Source organism: Geodermatophilus tzadiensis (assembly GCF_003002915.1).
Taxonomy (GTDB): Bacteria; Actinomycetota; Actinomycetes; order Mycobacteriales; family Geodermatophilaceae; genus Geodermatophilus; species Geodermatophilus tzadiensis.
Genome location: NZ_PVTG01000011.1, coordinates 70,607 through 93,419, shown reverse-complemented (window position 1 = coordinate 93,419; position 22,813 = coordinate 70,607). Strand labels below are relative to the sequence as shown.

At 76.2% G+C, this 22,813-nt stretch carries 23 protein-coding genes; 14 read left to right on the top strand and 9 right to left on the bottom strand.

All coding sequences use genetic code 11. The features are described from left to right. Positions 1 to 9: 9 nt before the first annotated feature. The 3 genes from LY71_RS24495 to LY71_RS23505 all read right to left on the bottom strand — a co-directional run bounded on the left by LY71_RS24495 (position 10) and on the right by LY71_RS23505 (position 1,365). The gene (locus tag LY71_RS24495) at positions 10 to 132 is read right to left on the bottom strand and encodes a hypothetical protein (protein WP_281261612.1); all 123 of its coding nucleotides are present in this window, start codon (positions 130 to 132) and stop codon (positions 10 to 12) included. Between the two features lie 23 nt (positions 133 to 155). Next, entirely contained in the window at positions 156 to 794 is a 639-nt protein-coding gene (locus tag LY71_RS14855) for a DUF1349 domain-containing protein (RefSeq protein WP_211297357.1), read from the bottom strand. 154 nt (positions 795 to 948) lie between these two features. Next, positions 949 to 1,365 carry an ester cyclase gene (locus LY71_RS23505; RefSeq protein WP_170121370.1) on the bottom strand — a complete coding sequence of 139 codons (417 nt, stop codon included), beginning with the start codon at positions 1,363 to 1,365 and terminating at the stop codon, positions 949 to 951. A 141-nt stretch (positions 1,366 to 1,506) separates the two neighbouring features. Here LY71_RS23505 and LY71_RS14845 point away from each other — a divergent pair, with 141 nt between their 5' ends. Together LY71_RS14845 and LY71_RS14840 are read left to right on the top strand one after the other, a co-directional pair. Next, a complete protein-coding gene (locus tag LY71_RS14845; protein ID WP_106278919.1) occupies positions 1,507 to 2,448 on the top strand; it encodes an NAD(P)H-binding protein in 942 nt (313 codons plus the stop codon). Next, positions 2,445 to 3,257: a CPBP family intramembrane glutamic endopeptidase gene (locus LY71_RS14840; RefSeq protein WP_211297356.1), complete on the top strand. Its 813-nt coding sequence runs from the start codon at positions 2,445 to 2,447 to the stop codon at positions 3,255 to 3,257. The genes LY71_RS14845 and LY71_RS14840 overlap by 4 nt, the downstream gene beginning before the upstream one ends. Here the strand turns inward: LY71_RS14840 and LY71_RS23500 are convergent. Further along, positions 3,229 to 3,372, bottom strand: a complete 144-nt coding sequence (locus LY71_RS23500; protein WP_170121369.1) for a hypothetical protein — start codon at positions 3,370 to 3,372, stop codon at positions 3,229 to 3,231. The genes LY71_RS14840 and LY71_RS23500 overlap by 29 nt on opposite strands. Positions 3,373 to 3,566: 194 nt before the next feature. Here LY71_RS23500 and LY71_RS14835 point away from each other — a divergent pair, with 194 nt between their 5' ends. From LY71_RS14835 to LY71_RS14815, 5 genes are all read left to right on the top strand, one after another. Beyond that, entirely contained in the window at positions 3,567 to 5,081 is a 1,515-nt protein-coding gene (locus LY71_RS14835) for an HNH endonuclease signature motif containing protein (protein ID WP_245887916.1), read from the top strand. 392 nt (positions 5,082 to 5,473) lie between these two features. After that, on the top strand, positions 5,474 to 5,905 hold the full coding sequence (dtd, locus tag LY71_RS14830) for a D-aminoacyl-tRNA deacylase (RefSeq protein ID WP_106278917.1): 432 nt from the start codon (positions 5,474 to 5,476) through the stop codon (positions 5,903 to 5,905). Between the two features lie 316 nt (positions 5,906 to 6,221). Next, positions 6,222 to 7,127 (top strand): RNA polymerase sigma factor SigB, encoded by a 906-nt coding sequence (gene sigB / locus LY71_RS14825; protein WP_281261611.1) that lies wholly within the window; start codon positions 6,222 to 6,224, stop codon positions 7,125 to 7,127. Positions 7,128 to 7,250: 123 nt separating this feature from the next. After that, on the top strand, positions 7,251 to 7,808 hold the full coding sequence (locus LY71_RS14820) for a TIGR03086 family metal-binding protein (RefSeq protein WP_106278913.1): 558 nt from the start codon (positions 7,251 to 7,253) through the stop codon (positions 7,806 to 7,808). A gap of 32 nt (positions 7,809 to 7,840) precedes the next feature. Next, entirely contained in the window at positions 7,841 to 8,539 is a 699-nt protein-coding gene (locus LY71_RS14815; protein ID WP_106278911.1) for a dihydrofolate reductase family protein, read from the top strand. A 16-nt stretch (positions 8,540 to 8,555) separates the two neighbouring features. Here the strand turns inward: LY71_RS14815 and LY71_RS14810 are convergent, their stop codons facing one another. Both LY71_RS14810 and LY71_RS14805 read right to left on the bottom strand, forming a co-directional pair. After that, a complete protein-coding gene (locus tag LY71_RS14810) occupies positions 8,556 to 11,168 on the bottom strand; it encodes a bifunctional acetate--CoA ligase family protein/GNAT family N-acetyltransferase (protein WP_245887915.1) in 2,613 nt (870 codons plus the stop codon). A gap of 154 nt (positions 11,169 to 11,322) precedes the next feature. Continuing rightward, complete coding sequence (locus LY71_RS14805; RefSeq protein ID WP_106278909.1) at positions 11,323 to 12,504, bottom strand: acetoin utilization protein AcuC; 1,182 nt, start codon at positions 12,502 to 12,504, stop codon at positions 11,323 to 11,325. A 191-nt stretch (positions 12,505 to 12,695) separates the two neighbouring features. Here LY71_RS14805 and LY71_RS14800 point away from each other — a divergent pair, with 191 nt between their 5' ends. Next, on the top strand, positions 12,696 to 13,403 hold the full coding sequence (locus LY71_RS14800; RefSeq protein WP_106278906.1) for an iron-dependent transcriptional repressor DtxR: 708 nt from the start codon (positions 12,696 to 12,698) through the stop codon (positions 13,401 to 13,403). A 160-nt stretch (positions 13,404 to 13,563) separates the two neighbouring features. Continuing rightward, positions 13,564 to 15,651, top strand: a complete 2,088-nt coding sequence (locus LY71_RS14795) for an alpha/beta hydrolase family protein (protein WP_106278904.1) — start codon at positions 13,564 to 13,566, stop codon at positions 15,649 to 15,651. Between the two features lie 5 nt (positions 15,652 to 15,656). Here the strand turns inward: LY71_RS14795 and LY71_RS14790 are convergent, their stop codons facing one another. From LY71_RS14790 to LY71_RS14780, 3 genes are all read right to left on the bottom strand, one after another. Next, positions 15,657 to 16,751, bottom strand: a complete 1,095-nt coding sequence (locus tag LY71_RS14790) for a DUF4192 domain-containing protein (protein ID WP_106278901.1) — start codon at positions 16,749 to 16,751, stop codon at positions 15,657 to 15,659. A gap of 107 nt (positions 16,752 to 16,858) precedes the next feature. Beyond that, the gene (locus LY71_RS14785) at positions 16,859 to 17,599 is read right to left on the bottom strand and encodes a hypothetical protein (RefSeq protein ID WP_106278899.1); all 741 of its coding nucleotides are present in this window, start codon (positions 17,597 to 17,599) and stop codon (positions 16,859 to 16,861) included. After that, positions 17,596 to 17,889, bottom strand: coding sequence for a Dabb family protein (locus LY71_RS14780; RefSeq protein WP_091111578.1), 294 nt, complete (start codon positions 17,887 to 17,889; stop codon positions 17,596 to 17,598). The genes LY71_RS14785 and LY71_RS14780 overlap by 4 nt, the downstream gene beginning before the upstream one ends. Before the next feature lie 73 nt (positions 17,890 to 17,962). Between LY71_RS14780 and LY71_RS14775 the strand changes: the two genes are divergently transcribed. The 5 genes from LY71_RS14775 to LY71_RS14755 are packed head-to-tail and all read left to right on the top strand — an operon-like array spanning position 17,963 to position 22,808. Beyond that, the gene (locus LY71_RS14775; RefSeq protein ID WP_211297355.1) at positions 17,963 to 19,213 is read left to right on the top strand and encodes a glycosyltransferase family 4 protein; all 1,251 of its coding nucleotides are present in this window, start codon (positions 17,963 to 17,965) and stop codon (positions 19,211 to 19,213) included. Next, the gene (locus LY71_RS14770; protein WP_106278897.1) at positions 19,207 to 19,971 is read left to right on the top strand and encodes a class I SAM-dependent methyltransferase; all 765 of its coding nucleotides are present in this window, start codon (positions 19,207 to 19,209) and stop codon (positions 19,969 to 19,971) included. Before LY71_RS14775 ends, LY71_RS14770 begins: the two co-directional genes overlap by 7 nt. Before the next feature lie 49 nt (positions 19,972 to 20,020). Then, on the top strand, positions 20,021 to 21,046 hold the full coding sequence (locus tag LY71_RS14765) for a prenyltransferase (RefSeq protein WP_245887914.1): 1,026 nt from the start codon (positions 20,021 to 20,023) through the stop codon (positions 21,044 to 21,046). Further along, positions 21,043 to 21,903, top strand: a complete 861-nt coding sequence (locus LY71_RS14760) for a glycosyltransferase family 2 protein (protein ID WP_245887913.1) — start codon at positions 21,043 to 21,045, stop codon at positions 21,901 to 21,903. The genes LY71_RS14765 and LY71_RS14760 overlap by 4 nt, the downstream gene beginning before the upstream one ends. Further along, positions 21,900 to 22,808 carry a glycosyltransferase family 2 protein gene (locus tag LY71_RS14755; RefSeq protein ID WP_106278893.1) on the top strand — a complete coding sequence of 303 codons (909 nt, stop codon included), beginning with the start codon at positions 21,900 to 21,902 and terminating at the stop codon, positions 22,806 to 22,808. Before LY71_RS14760 ends, LY71_RS14755 begins: the two co-directional genes overlap by 4 nt. The last annotated feature ends 5 nt before the right edge of the window (positions 22,809 to 22,813 follow it).

Here is a 22,813-nt window from a genome sequence, read left to right as displayed (position 1 = left end):
GCGGTGGCGTCACGCTCCACTGCTTCGTTGACGCCTGTGCTGGTCGAACAGCATCCCGAGCAGGAGGGCGAGCGGGTCGCGGCCGAAGATGTCTTCGGCGGCGGCGTCCTGGGTGATGCCGATCGTCGGCACACCGAGATGGTGCCGCAGGGTGGTCAGTGCAGGGCGGCGTCGGGCGGGCCGACGGCCCAGCGGCGGAAGCGGACGACCAGGCCGGCCCGCGTGGGGGCGCAGCAGTACGGGCCCGCCGAGGCCGGGACGCCCGCCGGGAAGGGCGCGACGCGGACCAGCCGGAACGGCTCGTCGTCGACCCGTGCCCGCACGGTCACCGCGTCCCCGGTCCGGCTCGCGCGGACGGTCACCCGGCGCCCGGCCCACCCCGGCACCGGCGCCACCGACCAGTCGGAGCGGCCCAGGGTGACGACGGCGCCGACCTGCAGGGCACCGTCGGAGACCTCGACGCCGGCCTTGAGCCACGTCTCCGCGTCGGCCCGCAGCACGAGCCCCGCCTGGTCGAACTGCTCGCCGAAGGCCGCGTCGAAGGAGACCTCCACCGCGCCCGGGTCGGTCAGCGGGGCGAGCAGCGCGTGCGCGTCGTCGTGCACGAAGCCGTAGGAGGTGTGCCGCCAGGCGTCGCTGCCCTCGGCCGCGGTGACGAGCAGGTCCGGCCCCTCCTCCGAGACCGCGACCGGCGGGGTGGTCCACGACCCGCCGGACCAGGGCAGGACGGCGAGCGGGTCCCGCCCCGAGGGGTCGTCGGCGGCGTCGTCCGGGGTGGCGCGCGGCGTCGGCACGGTCGGAGATCCTGCCGCACCGGCCCGGGACGGCGAGGTCCCGCCGCCCGGCGCACACCGTCGTCCGTGCGTCCGCGGGCGTGGGGCACCCTGCCCGCGCGCGACCCGGCAGCCGGGACCGACGAGGACCACCGCACCCCGGGGTGCAGCGCCGCTACGTGGCCGGGCCACCGCCTGCCGACCCCGCTGTCACGACGGAGCTGTAGACGAAGATGCGCTCGGGGCGTCCCTCACGGCACTCCCACACCGAGGCGCCCTCGACCCGGATCGGCTGCCCGGTCGGCGGCATCCCGAACAGGTCGCCGGAGTGGGTGCCCGTCAGGGTCCACCGGTGGGCGAGCCTGTCCTCGGTGGCGAAGCGGTCGTGGACCGTGGTGTGCAGGTCCGGTACGCCGGCCCGGTAGGCCCGCATGAAGTCGACCCACTCCTGCGGGCCACGGAGGACGCGCCCTCGGCTCACCAGGTGGATCTCCGTGTCCGGGTGCATCCACTCCCCGTGTCTGTTGAAGTCACCCGCGTCGTCGGCGGCGGTCCACTGCTCGGCGATTGCGACGAGATCGGCTGCTGACAACTCCGGCTCCTCTCGGTCCGCGCGGCGTCGGCACGCCGGCAGTGTGCCGCAGCGCGACGCCGGGACGGGCCCGTCGCGACCGGGCGCCGTCGACGCGCACCCCGGTGGCGCGTCGTGCGCGATCAGGTCAGGCTCGACCGGGTGAGGATCCTGGTGACGGGGGCGTCGGGCTTCGTCGGCAGCCGGCTGGCCACCGCGCTCGTCGAGGAGGGCCACGACGTCCGGGCGATGACCCGGCACCCGGAGAGCTACCGCGGCGCGGGCACCCCGGTCGCCGGCGACGTCGGCGACGAGGAGTCGCTGCGCACGGCCCTGGACGGCTGCGGGACGGCGTACTACCTGGTGCACTCGCTCGCCGACCCCGACTTCGAGCGCAAGGACGCCGCGGCGGCCCGGGCCTTCGCGCGGGCGGCGGCCGGGACGGGGGTCGGGCGCATCGTCTACCTGGGCGGGCTGGGCCGCGACGCCGACACCCTCTCCCCGCACCTGCGCAGCCGCCGCCAGGTGGAACGGCTGCTGGGCGAGACCGGCGTGCCGGTGACGGTGCTGCGCGCCGGCATCGTCGTCGGCCACGGCGGGGTCTCCTGGGAGCTGACCCGCCAGCTGGTGGCCCACCTGCCGGCGATGGTCACCCCGCGCTGGGTGCACACCCGCACCCAGCCGATCGCGGTCGCCGACGTGATCCGCTACCTCGTGGGCGTGCAGCGGGTGCCGGAGACCGCGGGCCGGGTGTTCGAGGTGGGGGGCCCCGAGGTGCTGTCCTACCTCGACATGCTCACCCGGGTCGCCCAGCTGCAGAACCGCCACCTCTTCGTCGTCCCGGTGCCCCTGCTCACCCCGCGGCTGTCCTCCCGCTGGCTGGCGCTGGTGACCGACGTCGACGTCGCGACCGGCCGCTCGCTCATCGACTCGATGAGCAACGAGGTGGTCGTCACCGACGACGCGATCCGCTCGGTGCTGCCCTTCGAGCCGATGGACTACGACCGGATGGTCCTCGAGGCGCTCGTCGAGCGGGCCCGCGAGCACCGGCGACGGGGCCGGAGGCAGCGGGCGGGGTGGCTGAGCCGCGGAGCCCGCCGGTGACCGTGGCGCGGCGCGGGCTGCGCGGCACCGTCGGCGGCTGGCTGCGGCGGACGCTGGTCGACCGGGTGCCCCGAGACCACCGCGAGTCCGACGCCGCCTTCCGCCGCCGGCGCCGGATCACCGCCGGCACCGCGGTGGCCGGCGCGACCCTGCTCGGCGTGTCGCTGTCCCAGCCGCCGGACTCGCCGCGGTTCTACGGCCTGACGCTCGCCGTCGCCGGCACCTGGGTGGCCGGCGGGCTGGCCTCCGGCCCGCTGCACCTGGGCTGGACCCTCGACTCGGGCAGCACGCTGCGCCGGCCGCTGAGCACGCCGCTGCTCACGGGCGTGGGGGCCTTCGGCGCGTTCTACGGCGCCGCGCTGGTCGCCCGGCGGATCCCGGTCCTCGACCGGGCCATCACGTCGGTGCTGCGCTACGCACACCAGGGGTCCTTCCCGCTGGTGCTGACGACGACGCTGGCCAACGGCGTGGCCGAGGAGGTCTTCTTCCGCGGCGCGCTGTACGCCGCGATCGGCGTCGACCGGCCGGTGCTGAAGTCGACGGCCGTCTACGGCCTGGCCACGACCGCCACGCGCAACCCGGCGCTGGTCCTGGCCAGCCTCGCGATGGGAGCGCTGTTCGGGCTGCAGCGGCAGGCCACCGGCGGCATCCAGGCACCGGTCCTGACCCACCTGGTCTGGTCGGTGCTCATGCTGCGCCACCTGCCGCCGCTGTTCGCCGACGAGCCCGGGATCACCGATCCCCGGGCCCCGCGGCGGGGCCCGGGTGCCGGAGGCGGGTTCACACGGGGCGCAGGGTCGCCCGCTTGAGCCGCACGATCAGCCGCATCGTCCCGGAGCGGTACAGCTGGCGCTGGCGCTCCTCCAGCTCACGGCCCAGCTCCTCGAGGCGGTCGGCACCGGGGGCGTGCGACTGGGGGGACATCCGCGCCTCCTCCTCGAACGTGTGGTGGCGCAGGGTCGACTGCAGCCACCGAGCCGAGGACTGTGCTCGCGAGCCGGTTGTGGCTGCGGCTGCCGACGACGGGAGCGCGGCACCGGCGGTCGGACGGGGCGCCTTCTCCGTTGACCTGGTCCTGACCTGCGGGAACTGTCGTACCCCGGTCGTAGGTTCGTCTCGTGCCCGAGATCGAGGACGACGCGCCGCCGGTGTTCGCCGGTGGTCTCCTCGACCTGCTCGTCGCCGGGCCGCCGGAGGTGCAGCGGTTGCCGGTGGCGCTGTTGTCGCGGGAGCAGAAGGCTGCCGAGCTGGCCCGGGTGCAGGCACGCAAGGCGATGGATGCCGCCTACGAGGCCGAGCTGGTCCTGGGCCTGGCCGACGACACCCCGGACGACCTCGATCCCGCGCCCGGGACACCCGGTGCGACGCGGGGGTCGTGGGCGCCGGATCCGGAGCTGCCCGGTGTCTCGGAGTTCTTTCCCGCCGAGCTGGCGGTGGTGCTCAACTGCGGCCGCCGGTCGGCGTCGCTGCTGGCGCACCGGGCGTGGGTGTACCGGGAGTCGCTGCCGGCGACGCGGGCGGCGCTGGCCGCCGGTGTGCTGGACGAGGCGCGGGCGAAGGTCTTGGTGGATGTGCTGCAGCACACCGACCCGGCGGTGGCGCGGCGGGTGGAGTCCCAGCTGATCGGCCAGGCCGCGAGCTGGACCACGCACATGCTGCGCAAGCGCGCGGTCGCCGCCCTCCTCGCTGTCGACGCCGACGCAGTCGATGCCCGGCGCAGGGAGGCCGAGCGGCAGGCCGACGTGCGCGTCTACCCCTCCCCGCGGGAAGGCATGTCGACGCTCGCCGCGGACCTGCCGGCGCCGGTGGCGGCGGCGTGCTTCGACCTGGTCGACCAACTGGCCGTCCTGCTCAAGCAGGACGGCGACGACCGACCCCTCGGGCAACTGCGCGCCGCGGTGCTCGCCGACCTCCTCCAGCGCCCCTGGGACGACACCCGCCCACCGGTGACGGCGCACCTGCAGCTGATCGCCACCCTGAGCGCGCTGGCCGGCCGCAGCAGCGAGGCTGGGGAGGTCAACGGGCTGCCCATCACGATCGGCCAGCTCCGCGACCTGCTCACCCAGATCGACGCCCTCGGCCTCCGTACGCCGGGAAGCGGATCAGTCGGCCTCGCCCTCACCGACGACAACGGGACCCTGCGGGCCACCACCACGCTCGAGCAGCTGCGCCGCCTCGCCAGGCGGGGCTGCACCGTCCACGGGCAGGACGAGTGCGGGTGCGCGCTGCTCGACCGGCCCGGGGGGACCGACGCCTACGCGCCGTCGGCGGCGCAGCAGACGTTCGTGCACACCCGCGACCGCACCTGCCGCTTTCCCGGCTGCGGCCAACGAGTGGGCTGGGCCGACGCCGACCACGTCATCCCGCACGCCCGCGGCGGCCCGACCGACTGCGCCAACCTGTGCTGCCTGTGCCGCAGCCACCACCGGCTGAAGACCTTCGCCCGCGGCTGGCGGTTCACCATGACCGCCGACGGCGTGCTCACCGTGACCACCCCGTCGGGCATCACGAGGACCACCTGGCCACCGGGCATGCGACCACCCCCACCGGCTGCGACCCCACCACCGGACGACACCGACGCCTCACCTACGGCGCCGCCGGCCGACCCCGGCGACGACCCGCCACCGTTCTGACCGAGAGCCCGGGACCGCGGTCACCCGCGTCGTCGCCGAGGACCCGGCGGGTGGTCAGGCGGAGGTGGGGACGTCGGCCACGGGTCGACGGTCGGTCGACGGGAGGAACGGTCCCCGCTCGGGTACCCGGCTGCAGCCTCGGCTGGTCACCGCTCGCAACTGCTGGTGTCCTCGTCCCGGTGCTCGTCGTCCGTCGAGGCGTGGTCGGGTGGCCGCCGGCTCCGGGGGATCTGCCGCAGGCACCGCGACAAGACGCCGACCGGACCGTCCCCAGCCGCCGAGGCGTTCCGTGCAGTGTCTGCCGGGAGCCGGGATCACCACAGGCGCCGCACGGCCGCCTGGACTCCGGCCCGCGCCGCACGGGTCCCCGGCGGGTCGCGGAGGATGAGCCGGTGCGCGCGGTGGTGAGCAGGGTGTCCTCGGCGTCGGTGACCGTCGACGGTGCCGTCGTCGGGGAGGTCGGCCGGGGACTGCTGGCGCTCGTCGGCGTCGGCCGGGACGACGACGGAGCCCGCGCGCGGACGCTGGCCCGCAAGGTCCACGAGCTGCGGGTCTTCCCCACCGACGACGGCGCCCGGTCCGCCGACGACCTCGGCCTGCCGGTGCTGGTCGTGAGCCAGTTCACCCTCTACGCCGACACGCGCAAGGGACGGCGCCCCTCCTGGGACGGCGCCGCGCCCGGCGAGGTCGCCGAACCGCTGGTGGAGGAGGTCGTCGCGGAGCTGCGGCGTCGCGGCGCCACGGTCGCGACCGGGGTGTTCGGGGCACGCATGGCAGTCGCCTCGGTCAACGACGGACCGATGACCTTGCTGCTGGAGGTCTGACCCGCGGTCGCGTGGGTACGGATGGTGACCGAACACACCACCTGTGGTTTCGCTGAGAACCCCGGCACCGTGGAACACGGTACCCGTCCCGACCGTTGGACGGGGCGTAACACATTGGACCACAACGGACCACACAGCGAGGCGCTCCGCCGGACACGGAGCCCCACCCGTGCGGGTGCGCGACCGGCCAGCAGACCGACCGGTGCATCCGAACCAGACGCAAGGACGAAGACAGACCGTGACGCTCCTCCAGTCTTCCCCCAGTGACGCCCTCGAGGTCCGCTCACCGCGACGCGAGCCGGACACCAGTGGCCTGGTGTCGACCGACCTGGTGCGCGTGTACCTCAACACCATCGGCAAGACCGCCCTGCTGACCGCCGAGCAGGAGGTCGAGCTCGCCAAGCGCATCGAGGCCGGCCTCTACGCCGAGCGGCTGCTCGGCGAGCGGCAGCTCACCCCCGCCGTCGAGCGCGACTACAAGGCCCTCGCGACCGACGGCAAGGCCGCCAAGCGCCACCTGCTGGAGGCCAACCTCCGGCTGGTCGTGTCGGTGGCCAAGCGCTACACCGGCCACGGCATGACGTTCCTGGACCTCATCCAGGAGGGCAACGTCGGCCTCATCCGCGCCGTCGAGAAGTTCGACTACACCAAGGGCTTCAAGTTCTCGACCTACGCGACGTGGTGGATCCGCCAGGCGATCACCCGCGCGATGGCCGACTCCGGCCGCACCATCCGGCTGCCCGTGCACCTGGCCGAGCAGGTCAACAAGGTCGTGCGGACCCGTCGACGGGTGCACCAGGAGCTCGAGCGCGAGCCCACCGCCGAGGAGCTCGGTCTCGAGCTGGACATGACGCCCGAGCGGATCACCGAGCTGCTCGAGTACAGCCGCGACCTGGTCTCCCTCGACCAGACCGTCGGTGCCGACGAGGAGTCCCGCCTGGGTGACTTCATCGAGGACGCCGACGCCGCGGTCGCCGAGGACGCGGTGGCCTTCCAGATGATGAAGGGCGACGTGCGCAACGTCCTCTCCACCCTGGAGGACCGCGAGCGCGACGTGGTCGTGCTGCGCTTCGGTCTCGACGGCGGCCAGCCCCGCACGCTCGAGCAGATCGGCAAGCAGTTCGGTCTCTCCCGCGAGCGGGTGCGCCAGATCGAGCGCGAGACGATGGCCAAGCTGCGCGACCCGCAGCGCGCCGACGCCCTGCGCGACTACCTGGCCTAGTCCAGCCCCCACCGAGAGCCGGTCATCCTGAGGGTGACCGGCTCTCGGCGTTCCCGGGCGTTGACAGCGCCGACGCGCGGGGCCAGGGTCTTCCTCAACCGATCGGTTGAGGAGGAGGCGGCGATGGCGATGGCGACGACGGCGGAGCGCTGGGCGCGACTGGCGGACGGCTTCGGCCGGCGGGTCGACGGCGTCCCGCCCGACCGCTGGGACGACCCGGCGCCCTGCGAGGGCTGGGTGGCCCGCGACGTCGTCCGGCACGTCGTGGACTGGATGCCGTCGCTCTACCTCGGCGCGGTGGGGCTCCCGCTGCCCGACGGCCCGTCGGTGGACGACGACCCACCCGGCGCCTGGCGGGCGGCCGACCGCGCCGTCCGCGCCCTGCTCGCCGACCCCGCCACGGCACGACAGCCGACGCGGACCCGCGCGGGTGAGATGCCGCTGGAGGACCTGGTCGCGATGACCGGCCTCATGGACCTGCTGGTGCACGCCTGGGACCTCGCCCGCGCCACCGGTCAGGACGAGGCGCTCGACCCGGCGGAGGTCTCGGGGTTCCTCGCCGGGATCGAGCCGTGGGACGCCGCGCTGCGCAGCAGCGGCTACTACGGCCCGCGCGTGCCGGTCCCCGACGACGCCGACGACCAGGTGAAGCTGCTCGCCTTCACCGGCCGGAGGCCCTGACCGCGCCGCAGGCCCGGACCCTGCCGGCACAGATGAGTTCCGGGGTCGACGACGGTCACCACGGCACCGACACCGAGGAGGGGACCGTGGGCCAGCTGCTGAGGGTGCAGAACTTCACCGTCTCGAGCGACGGGTACGGCGCGGGCGAGGGGCAGAGCCTGGAGCGGCCCTTCGGGCACGCCGACCCGCGGGAGCTGATGGCCTGGGCGCTCGCCACCGCGAGCTTCCCCGGCCGCACCGGGCCGGGCGGCGGCCGCGGTCTCGACGACCTCCTCGTCCGCGACTTCGCGCACGGCATCGGCGCCGAGATCATGGGCCGCAACAAGTTCTCGCCGCACCGCGGTCCCTGGCCGGACCACGAGTGGCAGGGCTGGTGGGGCGAGGAGCCGCCGTTCCACACACCGGTCTTCGTGATGACCCACCACGTGCGCCCGTCGTTCACGCTGTCGGACACGACGTTCCACTTCGTCGACGCCGACCCCGCCACGGTGCTGGAGAAGGCCCGCGCGGCGGCCGGCGGCGCCGACGTCCGGCTCGGGGGCGGCGCCACGGTGATCCGTCAGTTCCTCGAGGCCGACCTCGTCGACACCCTGCACGTCGCCGTCGCCCCGATCGAGCTGGGCGCCGGCACCCGGCTGTGGACGTCACCCGACGAGCTGCTCGACCGCTTCCACCGCGACGTCGTCCCCAGCCCGAGCGGCGTCACCCACCACCTCTTCTGGCGGCGGTGAGGTCCGGCCGCGGGGCTCAGTACAGGTCGCGCATCCGGCGGGCGCCGGGCTCGACGCGCGCGGTGGGCGGGCCGACGCGGGCGGTGCCCCCGGCCACGACCAGCGAGCGGCCGCCGTGCCAGGGGTTCGCCGGGCCCACGATGACCGGCGAGAGGTCCAGGGCCAGCACCTCGGGCAGGTCGTCGGCGAGGCGCGCCACCCGAAGCAGCAGGTCCTCGAGCGCGGCCACGTCGACCGGCTCGGCCCCCCGCCAGCCGTCGAGCAGCGGCCACGCGCGCGGGGCGCGCACCAGCTCGGCGGCGTCGAGGTCGGTCAGCGGCAGGGTGCGATAGGCGCGGTCGCCGAGCAGCTCGGTGGCCACCCCGCCGACGCCGAAGCTGACCAGCGCGCCGAACGACGGGTCGTCGACCACCGCCACCACGGTGGCCACCCCGGGAGCGGCCATCTCCTGCACGATCACCGGGTCACCGGCCGGGATGGCGGCGTACGCGGCCCGGACGGCGGCGGCGTCGGCCAGGTCCAGCCGCACCCCGCCGAGGTCGGTGCGGTGCCGCAGCCAGGGCGCCGTCGACTTGAGCACGACCGGGTACCCGACGGCGTCGGCGGCGGCGACCGCCTGCTCGGCGTCGGTGACCACCCGGGTGCCCAGCAGCGGGATGCCGTAGGCGCCCAGCAGGGCCAGCGCCTCGTCGTCGGTGAGCGGCCGGCCCGCGGGGCTGTCGGCGAGCGCGCCGTGGACGATCGCCCGGGCGCGCTCCTCGTCGACGTCGGGCAGCTCGGGCACGGTGCCCACCGGCCGCTGCCGCCAGCGCGCGTACTCGGTGACCCGGGCCAGCGCGATGACCGCCCGTTCCGGCGTCGCGTAGGAGGGCACCGAGCCGCGGGCGGGCATGCCGGCGGCGTCGGGCACGGTCAGCTCGGGCAGGAAGCCCTCGGCGGAGAGGAACGTCGCCACGACCGGCTTGGCCGAGCCGACCGAGACCTCGCACAGCGCCCGGCCGTACTCCTCGGGCGGCGTGCGCACCAGCGGCGGCAGGAAGACCGCCACCACGGTGTCGACCCCGTCGTCGTCCACGGCCGCCTGCAGCGCCGCGCGGAACTGCTCCGGGCTGCCGCCGGTGCCGATGTCGACCGGCGCCTCGTGCGCCAGGGTCAGCCCCTGGTCGAGGACGGCGTCGGCGACCAGCACGCCCAGCGCGGTCGAGTTGCCGACGACGGCCACCCGGTCGCCGGCCGGCAGCGGCTGGTGGGCCGCGAGCATGCCGACCTCGAACAGCTGCGCGACCGTGTCGACCCGGATGACGCCGGCCGAGGTGAACAGGGCGGCCACCGACTGCTCCGGCACGGCCACCGAGGTGCCGGCCAGGCCCGGCGCCAGGCCGCCGTGCCGGCCGCTCTTGACCGCCACCACCGGCTTGGTGCGCGCCACCGAGCGGGCCAGCCGGGCGAACTTGCGGGGGTTGCCGAAGCTCTCCAGGTGCAGCAGCACGACCTCGGTGCCGGGGTCGGTGGCCCAGTACTGCAGCAGGTCGTTGCCGCTGACGTCGGCGCGGTTGCCCGCCGAGACGAAGCTGGACAGGCCGATGTTGCGGCTGCGCGCCCGCTCCAGCAGCGCCACGCCCAGCGCCCCGGACTGCGCGAAGAAGCCCACCCGCCCCCGGCCCGGCACCTGCGGCGCGAGGCTGGCGTCCAGCCGCACCGCGGGGTCGGTGTTGACGATGCCCAGGCAGTTGGGCCCCACCACGCGCATGCCCGAGGCGCGGGCGGCGGCGACCAGCCGGCGCTCGGCGTCGCGGCCGGCCGGGCCGCTCTCGCCGAAGCCGCCCGAGATCACCACCAGGCCGCGCACCCGCTTGCGCCGGCAGCTCTCGACCACCCCGGCGACCTCGTCGGCCGGCACGGCGACGACGGCGAGGTCGACGTCGTCGCCGATGGCCTCGATCGAGTCGAAGGCCGGCACGCCGCGGACGTGCCGCACGTTCGGGTTGACCGGGTACACCGGCCCGTCGAAGCCGTACTCCAGCAGGTTGCGCAGGACGGCGTTGCCGACCTTGCCCTCGTCGTTGCTGGCGCCGACCACGGCCACCGACGACGGGGTGAGCAGCCGGGCGATGGAGCGGGACTCGCTGCGCTGCTCGCGCTCGTGGGTCACCGCCAGCGAGTCGTCGGTCAGCGCGATCGGGAAGGTCAGGTGGACCACGCCGTCCTCGTAGGAGCGGCTGGCCTGGTACCCGGCGTCGAGGAAGACCCGCACCATCCGCGCGTTCTGGGTCAGGACCTCGGCGACGAAGCGGGTGATGCCGCGCTCGCGGGCCGCGGCGGCGAGGTGCTCGAGCAGCACCGAGCCCAGCCCGCGGCCCTGGTGGGCGTCCTCGACGAGGAAGGCGATCTCGGCGTCGGCGGTCCCGGGCAGGCGGTCGTAGCGGCCGACGGCGATCAGCTGGTCGCCCAGCAGCACGACGAAGGCGACCCGGTCGGAGTGGTCGACGTGGGTGAACCGGTAGAGGTCGCGGTCCGACAGCCGCTTCATCGGCCCGAAGAACCGCAGGTAGCGGGTCTGGTCGGAGCTGCGCTCCATGAGCCCGGTCAGCCCGTCGGCGTCCTCGGGGCAGATCGGGCGCAGGTGCACGGTGCCGCCGTCGGCGGCGATGATGTCGGCCTCCCAGTGCGCCGGCGGCCGCGGCGCCTCCTGCTCTTCCGGCGGGGTGGCCAGGTCCGCCGACGGCCCCCCTGCAGGGTCCCGCCGCGAGCCTGCGAGTGGTGGGGGGCTGGGGGGTCCTTGTTCAGTCACGGGGGTCGTCCGGGTCGAGGCCGAAGTAGGGGAACGACGCCCGGCGGGTGCGGGCGATCGCGCGGTCGACCCGTGACTCGGTGAACGGGTCCCACGCCGCGAAGCCGGTGTAGCCGCCCTCGGTCATGTGCGTGGGCGGCCGCGCGCGCAGCCCCCGGGCGATGACGTCGTCGCGCCAGGACTGCGGGATCTCGGTCACCGGGTCCAGCCGCTCCCCCGACGCCTCGGCGATCAGGTGCGTCCAGGCCCGCGGCACGCAGCGCACCAGCCCGTACCCGCCGCCGCCCAGCGCGAGCCACCGGCCCTCGCACAGCTCGTGGGCGAGCTCGTGCACCGCCGAGTACCCGGCGCGCTGGCCGTCGATGGTGAGGGCGAGGTCGGCCAGCGGGTCCTCGTGGTGGGCGTCGCAGCCGCACTGGGTGACCAGGATCTGCGGGCGGAAGGCCCGCAGCACGCTGGGGACGACGGCGTGGAACGCGCGCAGCCAGCCCGAGTCGTCGGTGCCGTTGGGCAGCGCCAGGTTGACCGCGCTGCCCAGCGCCTTGTCCGGGTCACCGGTCTCCTCGGGGAAGCCGGTGCCCGGGAACAGCGTCAGCGGCGTCTGGTGGATGCTCACGGTGAGCACGCGCGGGTCGTCGTAGAAGGCGGTCTGCACGCCGTCGCCGTGGTGGACGTCGAGGTCGACGTAGGCGATCCGCTCCCAGCCCTGGCGCAGCAGCCAGGCGATGGCGATCGAGGCGTCGTTGAACACGCAGAACCCCGACGCCCGGTCCCTCATCGCGTGGTGCAGGCCGCCGGAGATGTTGACCGAGTGCTGCGCCCGGCCGTGGTGCAGCAGCTCGGCGGCCAGCACGCTGCCGCCGGTGATCAGCGCGGCGGCGTCGTACATGCCCTCGAAGACGGGGTTGTCCGCGGTGTGCAGCCCGTGGCCGACCCCGGGGTCGGTGGGCGCCCGCTTGACGGCCTCGAGGTACTCGGGGTCGTGGCAGAGGGTCAGCAGGTCCGGCCCGGCCGGGGTCGGTGCGACGACCTCCAGCCGGTCGCTCGCCAGCACGCCCAGGCCCTCGGCCAGCCGCATCGTCAGGTCCAGCCGCACGGGGTGCAGCGGGTGGTCGCCGCCCATGGTGTAGCCGAGCAGCGCGTCGTCCCACACGACGGCAACCGCGTCGCTCACGGGCTCCTCCTGTCGCCGCGCTCGCCGGCCCGGGCCACCTCGCCCGGCCGGCCGGGGACGCCGGTACGGCCACTCCCCTGCGGCGGGACGCTACCGCCGCGACCCTGGTGGTGCCCTGCGTCCGGCCCTCGGCGTGATCCGGACGGCACGGCGCCGGGCCGTAGGATCGGGCACGACACGGAGGAGTGCCAGTGAACGACCTCATCGACACCACCGAGATGTACCTCCGCACGATCTTCGAGCTGGAGGAAGAGGGCATCGTGCCGCTGCGGGCGCGCATCGCCGAGCGGCTGCACCAGAGCGGCCCGACGGTCAGCCAGACCGTCGCCCGGATGGAGCGCGACGGGCTGCTGACGGTGGAGGGCGACCGGCACCTGCAGCTGTCCGACCAGGGCCGCCACCTGGCCACCGCGGTCATGCGCAAGCACCGGCTCGCCGAGTGCCTGCTCGTCGACGTGATCGGCCTGGACTACGCCGACGTCCACGAGGAGGCCTGCCGCTGGGAGCACGTGATGAGCGAGGCGGTCGAGCGCAAGCTGCTGACCCTGCTCGGCAACCCGACGGTCTCGCCCTTCGGCAACCCGATCCCCGGGCTGGACGCGCTGGGCGGGGAGACCTCCGCGGTGCTCGACTCGCTCACCCTGCTGTCCACCTCGGCCACCGCCGAGGGCCGCCGGGTGGTGATCCGGCGGATCAGCGAGCAGCTGCAGGAGGACGCCGACCTGCTGCGCGCGCTCGCCGACCGCGGCCTGCGCCCGGGCGCCACGGTCGTGGCGACGTCGAGCAACGGGACGATCAGCCTCGACGGCCAGGCGCTGCCGCACGGCGTCGCCCAGCACGTCTTCGTCGCCGTCCTGGACGAGGAGCTCACCCCGGCCGAGGCCGCCGCACAGCTCTGAACGAGGGACCTCCTCGCCCCCCGCCACTCGCGGGCTCGTGGCGGGACCCCGCGAGGGGCCGCCTCCCGGCGCCCGGGATCCGCTCCGGCGGGTCCCGGGCGCCGCGGTGTCTACGGTGGGCGGCACCGACCGAGCGCCACCCGACCCGCGAGGAGACCCGGTGAGCCAGCCCGACGCCCCGACCGGCCCACCGACCACCGCCGCCGACGACCCGGGACACCCCTTCACCCGGCTGGCCGACTTCGTCGCCGTGCCGCGCGTCGCCGGGCTGGCGCTCTCCCCCGACGGCCGCCGGCTCGCCGTCGCGGTGCAGACCCTCGACGCCGAGCGGAAGAAGTGGCTGCCGGCGCTGTGGGAGGTCGACCCGGAGGGGCAGCGCCCGGCGCGGCGGCTGACCCGCAGCGCGCCCGGCGAGTCCGCCCCGGTGTTCGCCGCCGACGGCAGCCTGCTGTTCCTCTCCGCCCGGCCCGACCCGGCGGCCACCGGCGGCGCCGACCCCGAGTCGGCGCTGTGGGCGCTGCCGCCCGGCGGCGGGGAGGCCCGCCCGGTGGTCACCCGGCCCGGCGGCGTGGGCGGCTTCGCGGTGGCCGCCGACACCGGCGAGGTCGTCGTCGTGGCCTCGGCGATGCCGGGCGCCGCCGACGCCGCCGAGGACGAGCAGCGCCGCACCGCCCGCAAGGACGCCGGGGTGTCGGCGATCCTGCACGAGGCCTACCCGGTGCGGTACTGGGACAGCGACCTCGGCCCGGCCGTCCCGCACGTCCTCTGGGCCGGCGCGCTGCCCGCCGAGGGCCCCGCCGGGCAGCCGCCCGAGCCGGTGGAGCTGCGCGACCTCACGCCCGACGCCGGCCCGCCCACCGGCGCCGGGGAGTCGGTCACCCTCTCCCCCGACGGCCGGCTGGTGCTGCGGGTGGACTCCGTCCCAGACGGCCCGGCCGGGCGCCGCGACCGGCTGGTGCTCGTCGAGACCGGCTCCGGGGACGGCCGGGTGCTCGTCGACGACCCGCTGGCCGACGTCCACTCCGCCCGCTTTTCCCCCGACGGTGCCGCGGTGGTGTGCGTCCGGGAGTCGCTGACCACCTACGCCGAGCCGCCGGACTACACGCTGCTGGTGGTCGACGTCGCCACCGGAGAGGCCCGCGACCTCACGCCCGGCTTCGACCGCTGGCCGAGCGCGCCGCAGTTCAGCGCCGAGGGCGACGCCGTCTACTTCCTGGCCGACGACGACGGCCGGCACGCCCTCTTCCGGGTGGAGCTCGCCGGGGGCGAGCCCGTGCGGCTGACCACGGACGGCGCCCACAGCGACCTGCAGGTGGCCCGCGACGGCAGCGCGCTGTACGCGCTGCGCTCCGCGTACGACGAGCCGCCCGCCCCGGTGCGGCTGGACCCGCGGGCCACCGACCAGCACCCCGACCCACTGCCCAACCCCGGCACCCTTCCCCGCCTGCCGGGCACGCTGACCGAGGTGCAGGCCACCGCCGCCGACGGGACCCGCGTGCAGTCGTGGCTGGTGCTGCCCGAGGGCGCGAGCGCGGAGGCCCCCGCGCCGCTGGTGCTGTGGATCCACGGCGGCCCGCTGATGAGCTGGAACTCGTGGTCGTGGCGCTGGTGCCCGTGGGTGCTGGCCGCCCGCGGCTACGCCGTCCTGCTGCCCAACCCGGCCCTGTCGCAGGGCTTCGGGCAGGACTTCGTGCGCCGCGGCTGGGGCGAGTGGGGCGGCGCCCCGTACACCGACCTCATGGCCGCCGTCGACGCCGCGCTCGAGCGGCCCGACCTCGACGCAGAGCGGACCGCGGCGATGGGCGGCTCCTTCGGCGGGTACATGGCCAACTGGGTGGCCACCCAGACCGGCCGGTTCCGGGCGATCGTCACCCACGCCAGCCTCTGGGACCTCGACTCCTTCGTCGGCACCACCGACGCCGGCTACTACTGGGAGAAGGAGTGGGGCGACCCGCTCGTCGAGCCCAAGCGCTACGAGCAGAACTCCCCGCACCGGTTCGCCGACGCCATCCGGACGCCGGTGCTGGTCATCCACGGCGACAAGGACTACCGCGTGCCGATCGGCGAGGGGCTGCGGCTCTGGTACGACCTGCAGAAGCGCGGCGTCCCCTCGAGGTTCCTGTACTTCCCCGACGAGAACCACTGGGTGCTCACGCCGGGCAACGCGGCGGTCTGGTACGAGACGGTGCTCGCCTTCCTGGCCGAGCACGTCCTGGGGCAGGAGTGGCAGCGGCCCGACCTGGTGTAGCCGGCTCACCGGGCGTCCTGGCCGGAGGCCAGCGAGTCGCTGATCAGCGCACGCAGCTCGGCCGGGGGGAGGCAGGCGGCCAGCCCGTCGGCGAGCAGCCGTGGCAGCACGGCGCCGGGGTCGGCGGCCAGCGCGCGGTCGAGGGCGACGTTGGCCATGGCGCCGTCGCCGCGCAGCCACGCGCTGATCGCCAGCAGGGTGGCCGGGGCGCCGTCGAGCGGGACGGGCGCGCGGCGGGTGCACTCGGTCCACAGCACCTCGGCGGCCGCGGCGTCCTCGCCGAGCGCGGTGGCCAGCGCGCGGTCGCGCACCTCGGTCAGGGTGAGCGCCCACAGCACACGCGCCACCCGGGCGTCGGGCAGCCGCGTGCCGGCGGTGTCCGGTCCCGGGCGGCAGGCGGCCACGGCGTCGGCGACCTCGGTCTCGCACTCGCCGGCGAGGACGGACCGCCCGGCCGTGCGCAGCCGGGCGGCGTGCTCGCGCCCGGCCCGCAGGCACACGTCGGCCATCGCCGCGGCCCCGACGTCACCCGGAGGCGGGGCGATGCGGGCGGCCAGCGCGTCGCGGTCGGCGGCGAGCACCGCGCCGCCGGCCACCGCCGCGGCGGCCAGCGGGCTGGCGCCGCCGGGCAGCGGGGTGCCGGCCCCGGGCTCGCAGCACGGGTACGGGCAGTCGTAGTCCCACCAGCGGCCGCCGCGCACGAGCAGCGCCTCGCGGACGGGCACGTCGACCGCGTCGAGAGCGAGCACCAGCTCGTGCACGAGGTCGCGGTGCGGCAGGTCGGCGTCCGGGCCGGGGCCGGCCGGGCCGTGCAGCAGCGGGGTCGAGGGGCGGTCGGGCGCCTCGGACACGACCGCCAGCAGCACCGCGGCCGGGTCGTCGGTGGCGAGCTTGGCGGTGAGCGTGCGGGCCAGGACGGCGGCGTCGGCGGGCCGGGGCAGGTCGGCGCGCACGGTCAGGCCGACCCGGCTGCCGCCGGGGCTGCGCAGGCCGATGAGCACCACCGACTCGGTGGGCCGGAAGCCGAGCAGGTGGGGCAGGGCGGCGGCGACCTCGCCGGTGTCGCCGAGCCGGATGACGGGGATCGGGGGTTCGTCCACCCGGCCGACCCTGGGGCCGGCCGGGCGCCGCCGGGGCCGGTCGATCCGGGTCTGTGGACCCGCCGCCGGCTGTGGACGGCCGACCCGGGGGACGTCGGTGCAGCCCGCTAGTCGAGGACCGACGCCTGCGTCTCGTGGGCCCGCTGCAGCAGCGCGGTGAAGGCGGCGGGGTCGAGGGTGCCGCCCTGGGTGTCGGTGCTCACCAGGACGAGGGCGCGCTCGCCGTCCTGCACCACGCCGACCAGCGCCGGGACGACGAGCGGCTGCCCGCCGGGCCCCGGCGCGGTGGTGGTGAACGCGACGCCGCCGGAGCCGTCGCCCAGGTCGGGGACGTCGAGCGGGCCGTAGGCGATGTCCACGGTGCCGACCTCGGCCGAGGTGACCTGCACCGACTCGCACCCCGCCGGCGGTCGGCCCAGGCCCGCGAGCGCCTCCTCCGCCGGACCGCCGGAGACCAGCGCCTGCACGGTGGTCGTCGTCCCGAGCACGGCGACCTGCGCGGCGACGTCCTCGTACTCGTCGAAGGACGGCTGGCTCTGCTGCACCAGCGGAGCGCACTCCGGCGGGTCCACCTGCAGGTCGGCGGCCGATCCGCCGGCCAGCGCCGCGCCCTGGGCGAGCTGCTCCTCGGTCACCGGCACCACCTGGGCGTCCGGGCCGAACGCGTCGGCCGGCAGCAGCCCGGGGGCGAGCTCGGAGCCCCCGGCCACCGACGAGGACGAGGACGGAGAGGCGGACGACGGCTCCGCCGCCGCCTCCCCGTCGTCGTCGCCGCCACCGCAGCCGGTGACCAGCGCGGCGGCCAGCAGCGCCGGAGCCGCGAGCCGGGCCGTCCGGCGGGGGCTCACGGCTCGTACTGGACGGCGCTGCGGGCGGCCAGGATCGGGCGGACGTGCTCGGCGATGACGGCCTGGTGCGTCGGGTCGGTCGCGTAGGCGCGGAAGGTCTCCGCGTCGGGGAAGTCGGCGACCAGGATGGTGTGCGCGTTGCCCTCGACCAGCCCGGCGTCGGAGGCCACGGTGAAGGCCAGCGAGCCGGGCACCTGCTCGGGCAGGCGGCGCAGCGCGGCCACCGTCTCGGCCCGGCGGGCCTCGTCGGCGGTGTCGGACCAGGTGAAGTGGACGACGTGTCGGATCACGCCCCCCACCCTGGCAGGCGCCGCGGGACACGGGCGAGCGGGCGGACGGTCCGGGGTCGTTAGAGTCCGGCGCATGGGACGACGGCTGCGCATCGCCCTGCTGTCGTACCGGAGCAAGCCGCACAGCGGTGGCCAGGGCGTCTACGTCCGGGCGCTGTCGCGGGAGCTCGCGGCGCTCGGCCACGACGTCGAGGTGTTCAGCGGCCAGCCCTACCCCGAGCTCGACGACGGTGTCCCGCTGACCCGGCTGCCCAGCCTCGACCTCTACCGCGAGCCCGACCCGTTCCGCACGCCGCGGCCGTCGGAGTTCCGCGACGGGATCGACGTCCTGGAGTGGGCGGCGATGTGCACCGCCGGCTTCCCCGAGCCGCTGACCTTCAGCCTCCGCGCGGCCCGGGCCCTGCTCCCCCGCGCGCACGAGTTCGACGTCGTGCACGACAACCAGAGCCTCGGCTACGGGCTGCTGCGCCTGGTCCGCGCCGGCGTCCCGACGGTGGCCACCGTGCACCACCCGGTCGCCATCGACCGGCAGCTGGAGCTGGCCGCCGCGCCCACCCTGCGCCGCCGCCTCACGCTGACCCGCTGGTACGGGTTCACCGCGATGCAGGCCCGCGTCGCCCCCCGGCTCGACGCGGTGACCACCGTGTCGGAGAGCTCGCGGCGCGACATCGGGACACACCTGCGGGTGCCCGCCGCCGGCGTCGAGGTCGTCCCGGTCGGCATCGACCCGGAGGTCTTCACCCCGCCGGCCGGCCGGGCGCGCGAGAGCGACTCGGTCGTCGTCACCACCAGCGCGGACGTCGCACTCAAGGGGCTGGTGCACCTGCTCGAGGCGGTGGCCAAGCTGCGCACCGAGCGGCCGGTGCGGCTGACCGTCGTCGGCACCGCCCGCCCGGGCGGCCCGGCGGAGGCGGCGCTGGACCGCCTCGGCCTGCGCGACGCCGTCCGGTTCACCGGGCCGCTGCCCGAGGCCGACCTCGTGCGGCTGCTGCAGTCGGCGACCGTGGCCGCCATCCCGTCGCTGTACGAGGGGTTCTCGCTGCCCGCCGTCGAGGCCATGGCCTGCGGCACGCCGCTGGTCACCACCGACGCCGGGGCGCTGCCCGAGGTGGTGGGCACGCACGCGGGGCTGCGGGTGCGCGCCGGGGACGTCGACGAGCTGACCGCGGCGCTGCGGCTGGTGCTGGAGAACCCCTCGCTGCAGGAGCAGCTGGGCCGCGCGGGGCGCCGCCGCGTGCTGGCCTCCTACACCTGGCGCTCGACCGCCGAGCGCACCGCGGACTGGTACGGCCGCGTGCTCGAGGCGAAGGGACGCCCGTGCTGACCGTCGACTACGACCTGCTCGACCTGCGGCCCGGGATGACCGTCCTCGACCTGGGCTGCGGCGAGGGCCGGCACGCGTTCGAGGCCTACCGCCGCGGGGCGCACGTGGTCGCCGTCGACTGGGGCGAGTCCGAGGTGGCGACGACGAGGGCGTGGCTGGGCGCCATCGCGGCGGCCGGCGAGGCCCCGGCCGGCGCCCGCTACGAGGTGGTGCGCGGCGACCTGCGGCACCTGCCCGTCCCCGACGCCAGCGTCGACCGGGTGATCGCCTCCGAGGTGCTCGAGCACGTCCCGGACGACGCCCGCGCCATGGCCGAGATCGCCCGGGTCCTCAAGCCCGGCGGCACCGTCGCGGTGACCGTGCCGCGCTTCGGCCCCGAGCGGGTCTGCTGGGCGCTGTCGGACGCCTACCACGCCAACGAGGGCGGCCACGTGCGCATCTACCGGGGGGACGCGCTGCGCGCCCGGCTGTCGGTGGCCGGCCTGGTGCCCGGGAGGCAGCACCACGCGCACGCCCTGCACGCGCCCTACTGGTGGCTCAAGTGCGCCGTCGGCGTCGACCGCGACCCCGCCGTCGTCCGGGCCTACCACCGGCTGCTGGTCTGGGACCTGACCCGGCGGCCGTGGCTCACCCGCCTCGCCGAGCGGGTGCTCGACCCGCTCATCGGCAAGAGCCTCGTCGTCTACGCGACCAGGCCCGCCCTCCCGCCGGCCGAGGTCGCCCACCCGGAGCGGGAGCGGACCGCTGCCGCGCGCTGAGCTGCCCGAGCTCCCCGGGGTCCTCGACGGCGGGGCGGTCGGGCGCACCGTGGCCGCGATCGCCGCGGAGCAGCACCGTGACGGCGCCCTGCCCTGGTCCCGCGGCGCGCAGCTGGACCCGTGGGACTCGGTCGAGGCGGCCATGGCCCTCGACGTCGGCGGCGAGCACGAGCGGGCGGCGGCCGCCTACCGGTGGCTGGCCGCGCGGCAGCGGCCCGACGGCTCCTGGGCCGCCGAGTACCGCGACGGCGCCGAGACCTCGCCCGCCGTCGAGAGCAACCACGCCGGCTACCTCGCCGTCGGCGTCTGGCACTCCTGGCTGGCCGGCCGCGACGAGCGGCTGGTGCGCGAGCTGTGGCCGGCCGTGCGCCGCGGCCTGGACCTGGTGGTGCGCATGCAGCTGTCGTCGGGCGCGGTCAGCTGGGCGCTGCGCCCGGACGGCACCCCCGACGACACCGCGCTGCTGACCGGAAACGCCAGCCTCTTCCAGGCGCTGCGCTGCGGCGTCGCCCTGGCCGGGCTGGCCGGCGAGCCGCAGCCGGACTGGGAACTGGCCGTCACCGACCTCGGGACGACGCTGCGCACCGACCCCGGCGCCTTCGCCGACCGGTCGCGGTACTCGATGGACTGGTACTACCCGGTGCTGGCCGGCGCGGTCACCGGCGAGGCGGCCCGCGCCCGGCTGGCCGCCGACTGGGACCGCTTCGTCGTCCCCGGCCTGGGGGCGCGCTGCGTCGCCGACCGCCCGTGGGTGACCGGCGCGGAGACCTGCGAGCTGGCGCTGGCCCTCGTCGTCGCCGGGCAGCCCGACGCCGCCCGCGAGCAGGTGGCGGCGATGCAGCACCTGCGCCACGACGACGGCTCGTACTGGACCGGCCTGGTCTACGCCGACGACGCCCGGTGGCCGGTCGAGCGCCCCACCTGGACGGCGGCCGCGGTGGTGCTGGCCGTGGACGCCCTGGCGCGGGCCACCCCGGCGTCGGTGCTGTTCGCCGACCCCTCCGCCCTGCCGGCCCCCGGCACGGTCGACACCCCGGGTTCGGCCGCGCCGCTGCCGGGCAGGGGTCAGCCGTGACCCGCACGCCCGCACTCCCGACCACCGACGGCGTGACCGTCGTCGTGATGAGCCGCGACCGCCGGGAGGACCTGCTGGCCACCCTCCCCCGGCACGAGGCGCCGGTCGTCTTGGTCGACAACGGGTCGGCCGACGGCACGGTCGACGCCGTCCGCGCCGCGCTGCCCGAGGTGACCGTGGTGCCGCTGGCCGGCAACGCCGGCGCCCGCGCCCGCACGATCGGCGTCGGGGTCGCGGGGACCGAGTTCGTGGCCTTCGCCGACGACGACTCGTGGTGGGCACCGGGGAACCTGGCCCGCGCCGCGGCGGTCATGCGCGCCCACCCCCGGCTGGCGGTGCTCAACGCGCGCGTGCTGGTGGGCCCCGAGGAGCGGCTGGACCCGCTGTGCGCGGAGCTGGCGACCAGTCCACTGGGGACGCCGGCCCACCTGCCCGGACCGCGGCTGCTCGGCTTCATCGGCTGCGCGGCGATGGTGCGCACGGAGGCGTTCCTGGCCGTCGGCGGGTTCGACCCGGTGGTGCGCTTCCCCGGCGAGGAGGAGCGGCTCTCCCTCGACCTGGCCGCCGCCGGCTGGGACATCGCCTACGTCGACTCGGTGACCGTGCACCACCACCCCTCGACCCGCCGCCACGACCCCGCGGCCCGGCGGACGGCGGTGTGGCGGTCGAAGGTGCTCACCGCGGTGATGCGGCTGCCGCTGCGCGACCTCGCCGGCACCGTGGCGGCCGCCCTGCGCGCGGGTGCGCCCGAGCGGCGCGGGCTGTGGCGGGCGGTGCCGGACCTGCCGGCCGCGGTGCGCCGCCGCCGCCGACTGCCGGGCCTGGTGCTGGCCGACCGGCGCCTGCTGGCCGGATGACGCGCTCCTGCGCCGACCCGCGGGTCGCCGTCGTCGTCATCACCCACCAGCGCCGCGAGGAGGTGCTGCTGGCGCTGTCGCGGCTGGTGGCGCTGCCCGAGCGGCCGCACGTGGTGGCGGTCGACAACGGCTCCACCGACGGGACGGCGGCGGCCGTCCGCGAGCGGTTCCCCGAGGTCGAGCTGGTGGCCAGCCCGGAGAACCTGGGGGCGGTCGGCCGCAACGTCGGCGTCGCGCGGGTGTCCACGCCGTACGTGGCCTTCTGCGACGACGACACGTGGTGGGACCCCGGCTCGCTGCGGCACGCCGCCGACGTGCTCGACGCCCACCCGCGGCTGGCCGTGGTGACCGCCCGGATCGTCGTCGAGCCCGGGTCGCGGGAGGACCCGATCGTGCCGGAGCTGCGCGACTCCCCCGTCCGCGGCGCCTCGTGGCTGCCGGGACCGGCGCTGGGGTCGTTCCTCGCCGGCGCCTCGGTGCTGCGGCGGGAGGCGTTCACCGAGGTCGGCGGCTTCTCCGAGCGGCTGTGGCTGGGCGGCGAGGAGGAGCTCATGGCCGGCGACCTCGCCGCCGCGGGCTGGGAGCTGTGCTACCTGCCGTCGCTGACGGTGCACCACCAGGCGTCGAGGGTCCGCGACTCGCACCGCCGGCGCCGCGACGGCATCCGCAACACCCTCTGGACGACGTGGCTGCGCCGCCCGCTGCGCCCGGCCCTGCGCCGCACGCTGCACCTGCTGCAGACGCTGCCCCGCGACCGGGTCACGGCGCAGGGGCTCTGGGCGGCGGTGCGCGGGGCGCCGTGGGTGCTGCGCGAGCGGCGGGTGCTGCCCGCGCACGCCGAGGCCCGCTTCGCCGCGCTCGACGCCGTCCAGCGCCGCTCCACCGCCCGCAGGTACGTGAGCTGACGAAG

Coding starts and splice junctions, on each gene's coding strand:
- LY71_RS23500 (WP_170121369.1), bottom strand. CDS start 3,372: ATGTCCCCCCAGTCGCACGCCCCCGGTGCCGACCGCCTCGAGGAGCTG.
- LY71_RS14820 (WP_106278913.1), top strand. CDS start 7,251: ATGGCGATGGCGACGACGGCGGAGCGCTGGGCGCGACTGGCGGACGGC.
- LY71_RS14815 (WP_106278911.1), top strand. CDS start 7,841: ATGAGTTCCGGGGTCGACGACGGTCACCACGGCACCGACACCGAGGAG.
- LY71_RS14775 (WP_211297355.1), top strand. CDS start 17,963: ATGGGACGACGGCTGCGCATCGCCCTGCTGTCGTACCGGAGCAAGCCG.
- LY71_RS14755 (WP_106278893.1), top strand. CDS start 21,900: ATGACGCGCTCCTGCGCCGACCCGCGGGTCGCCGTCGTCGTCATCACC.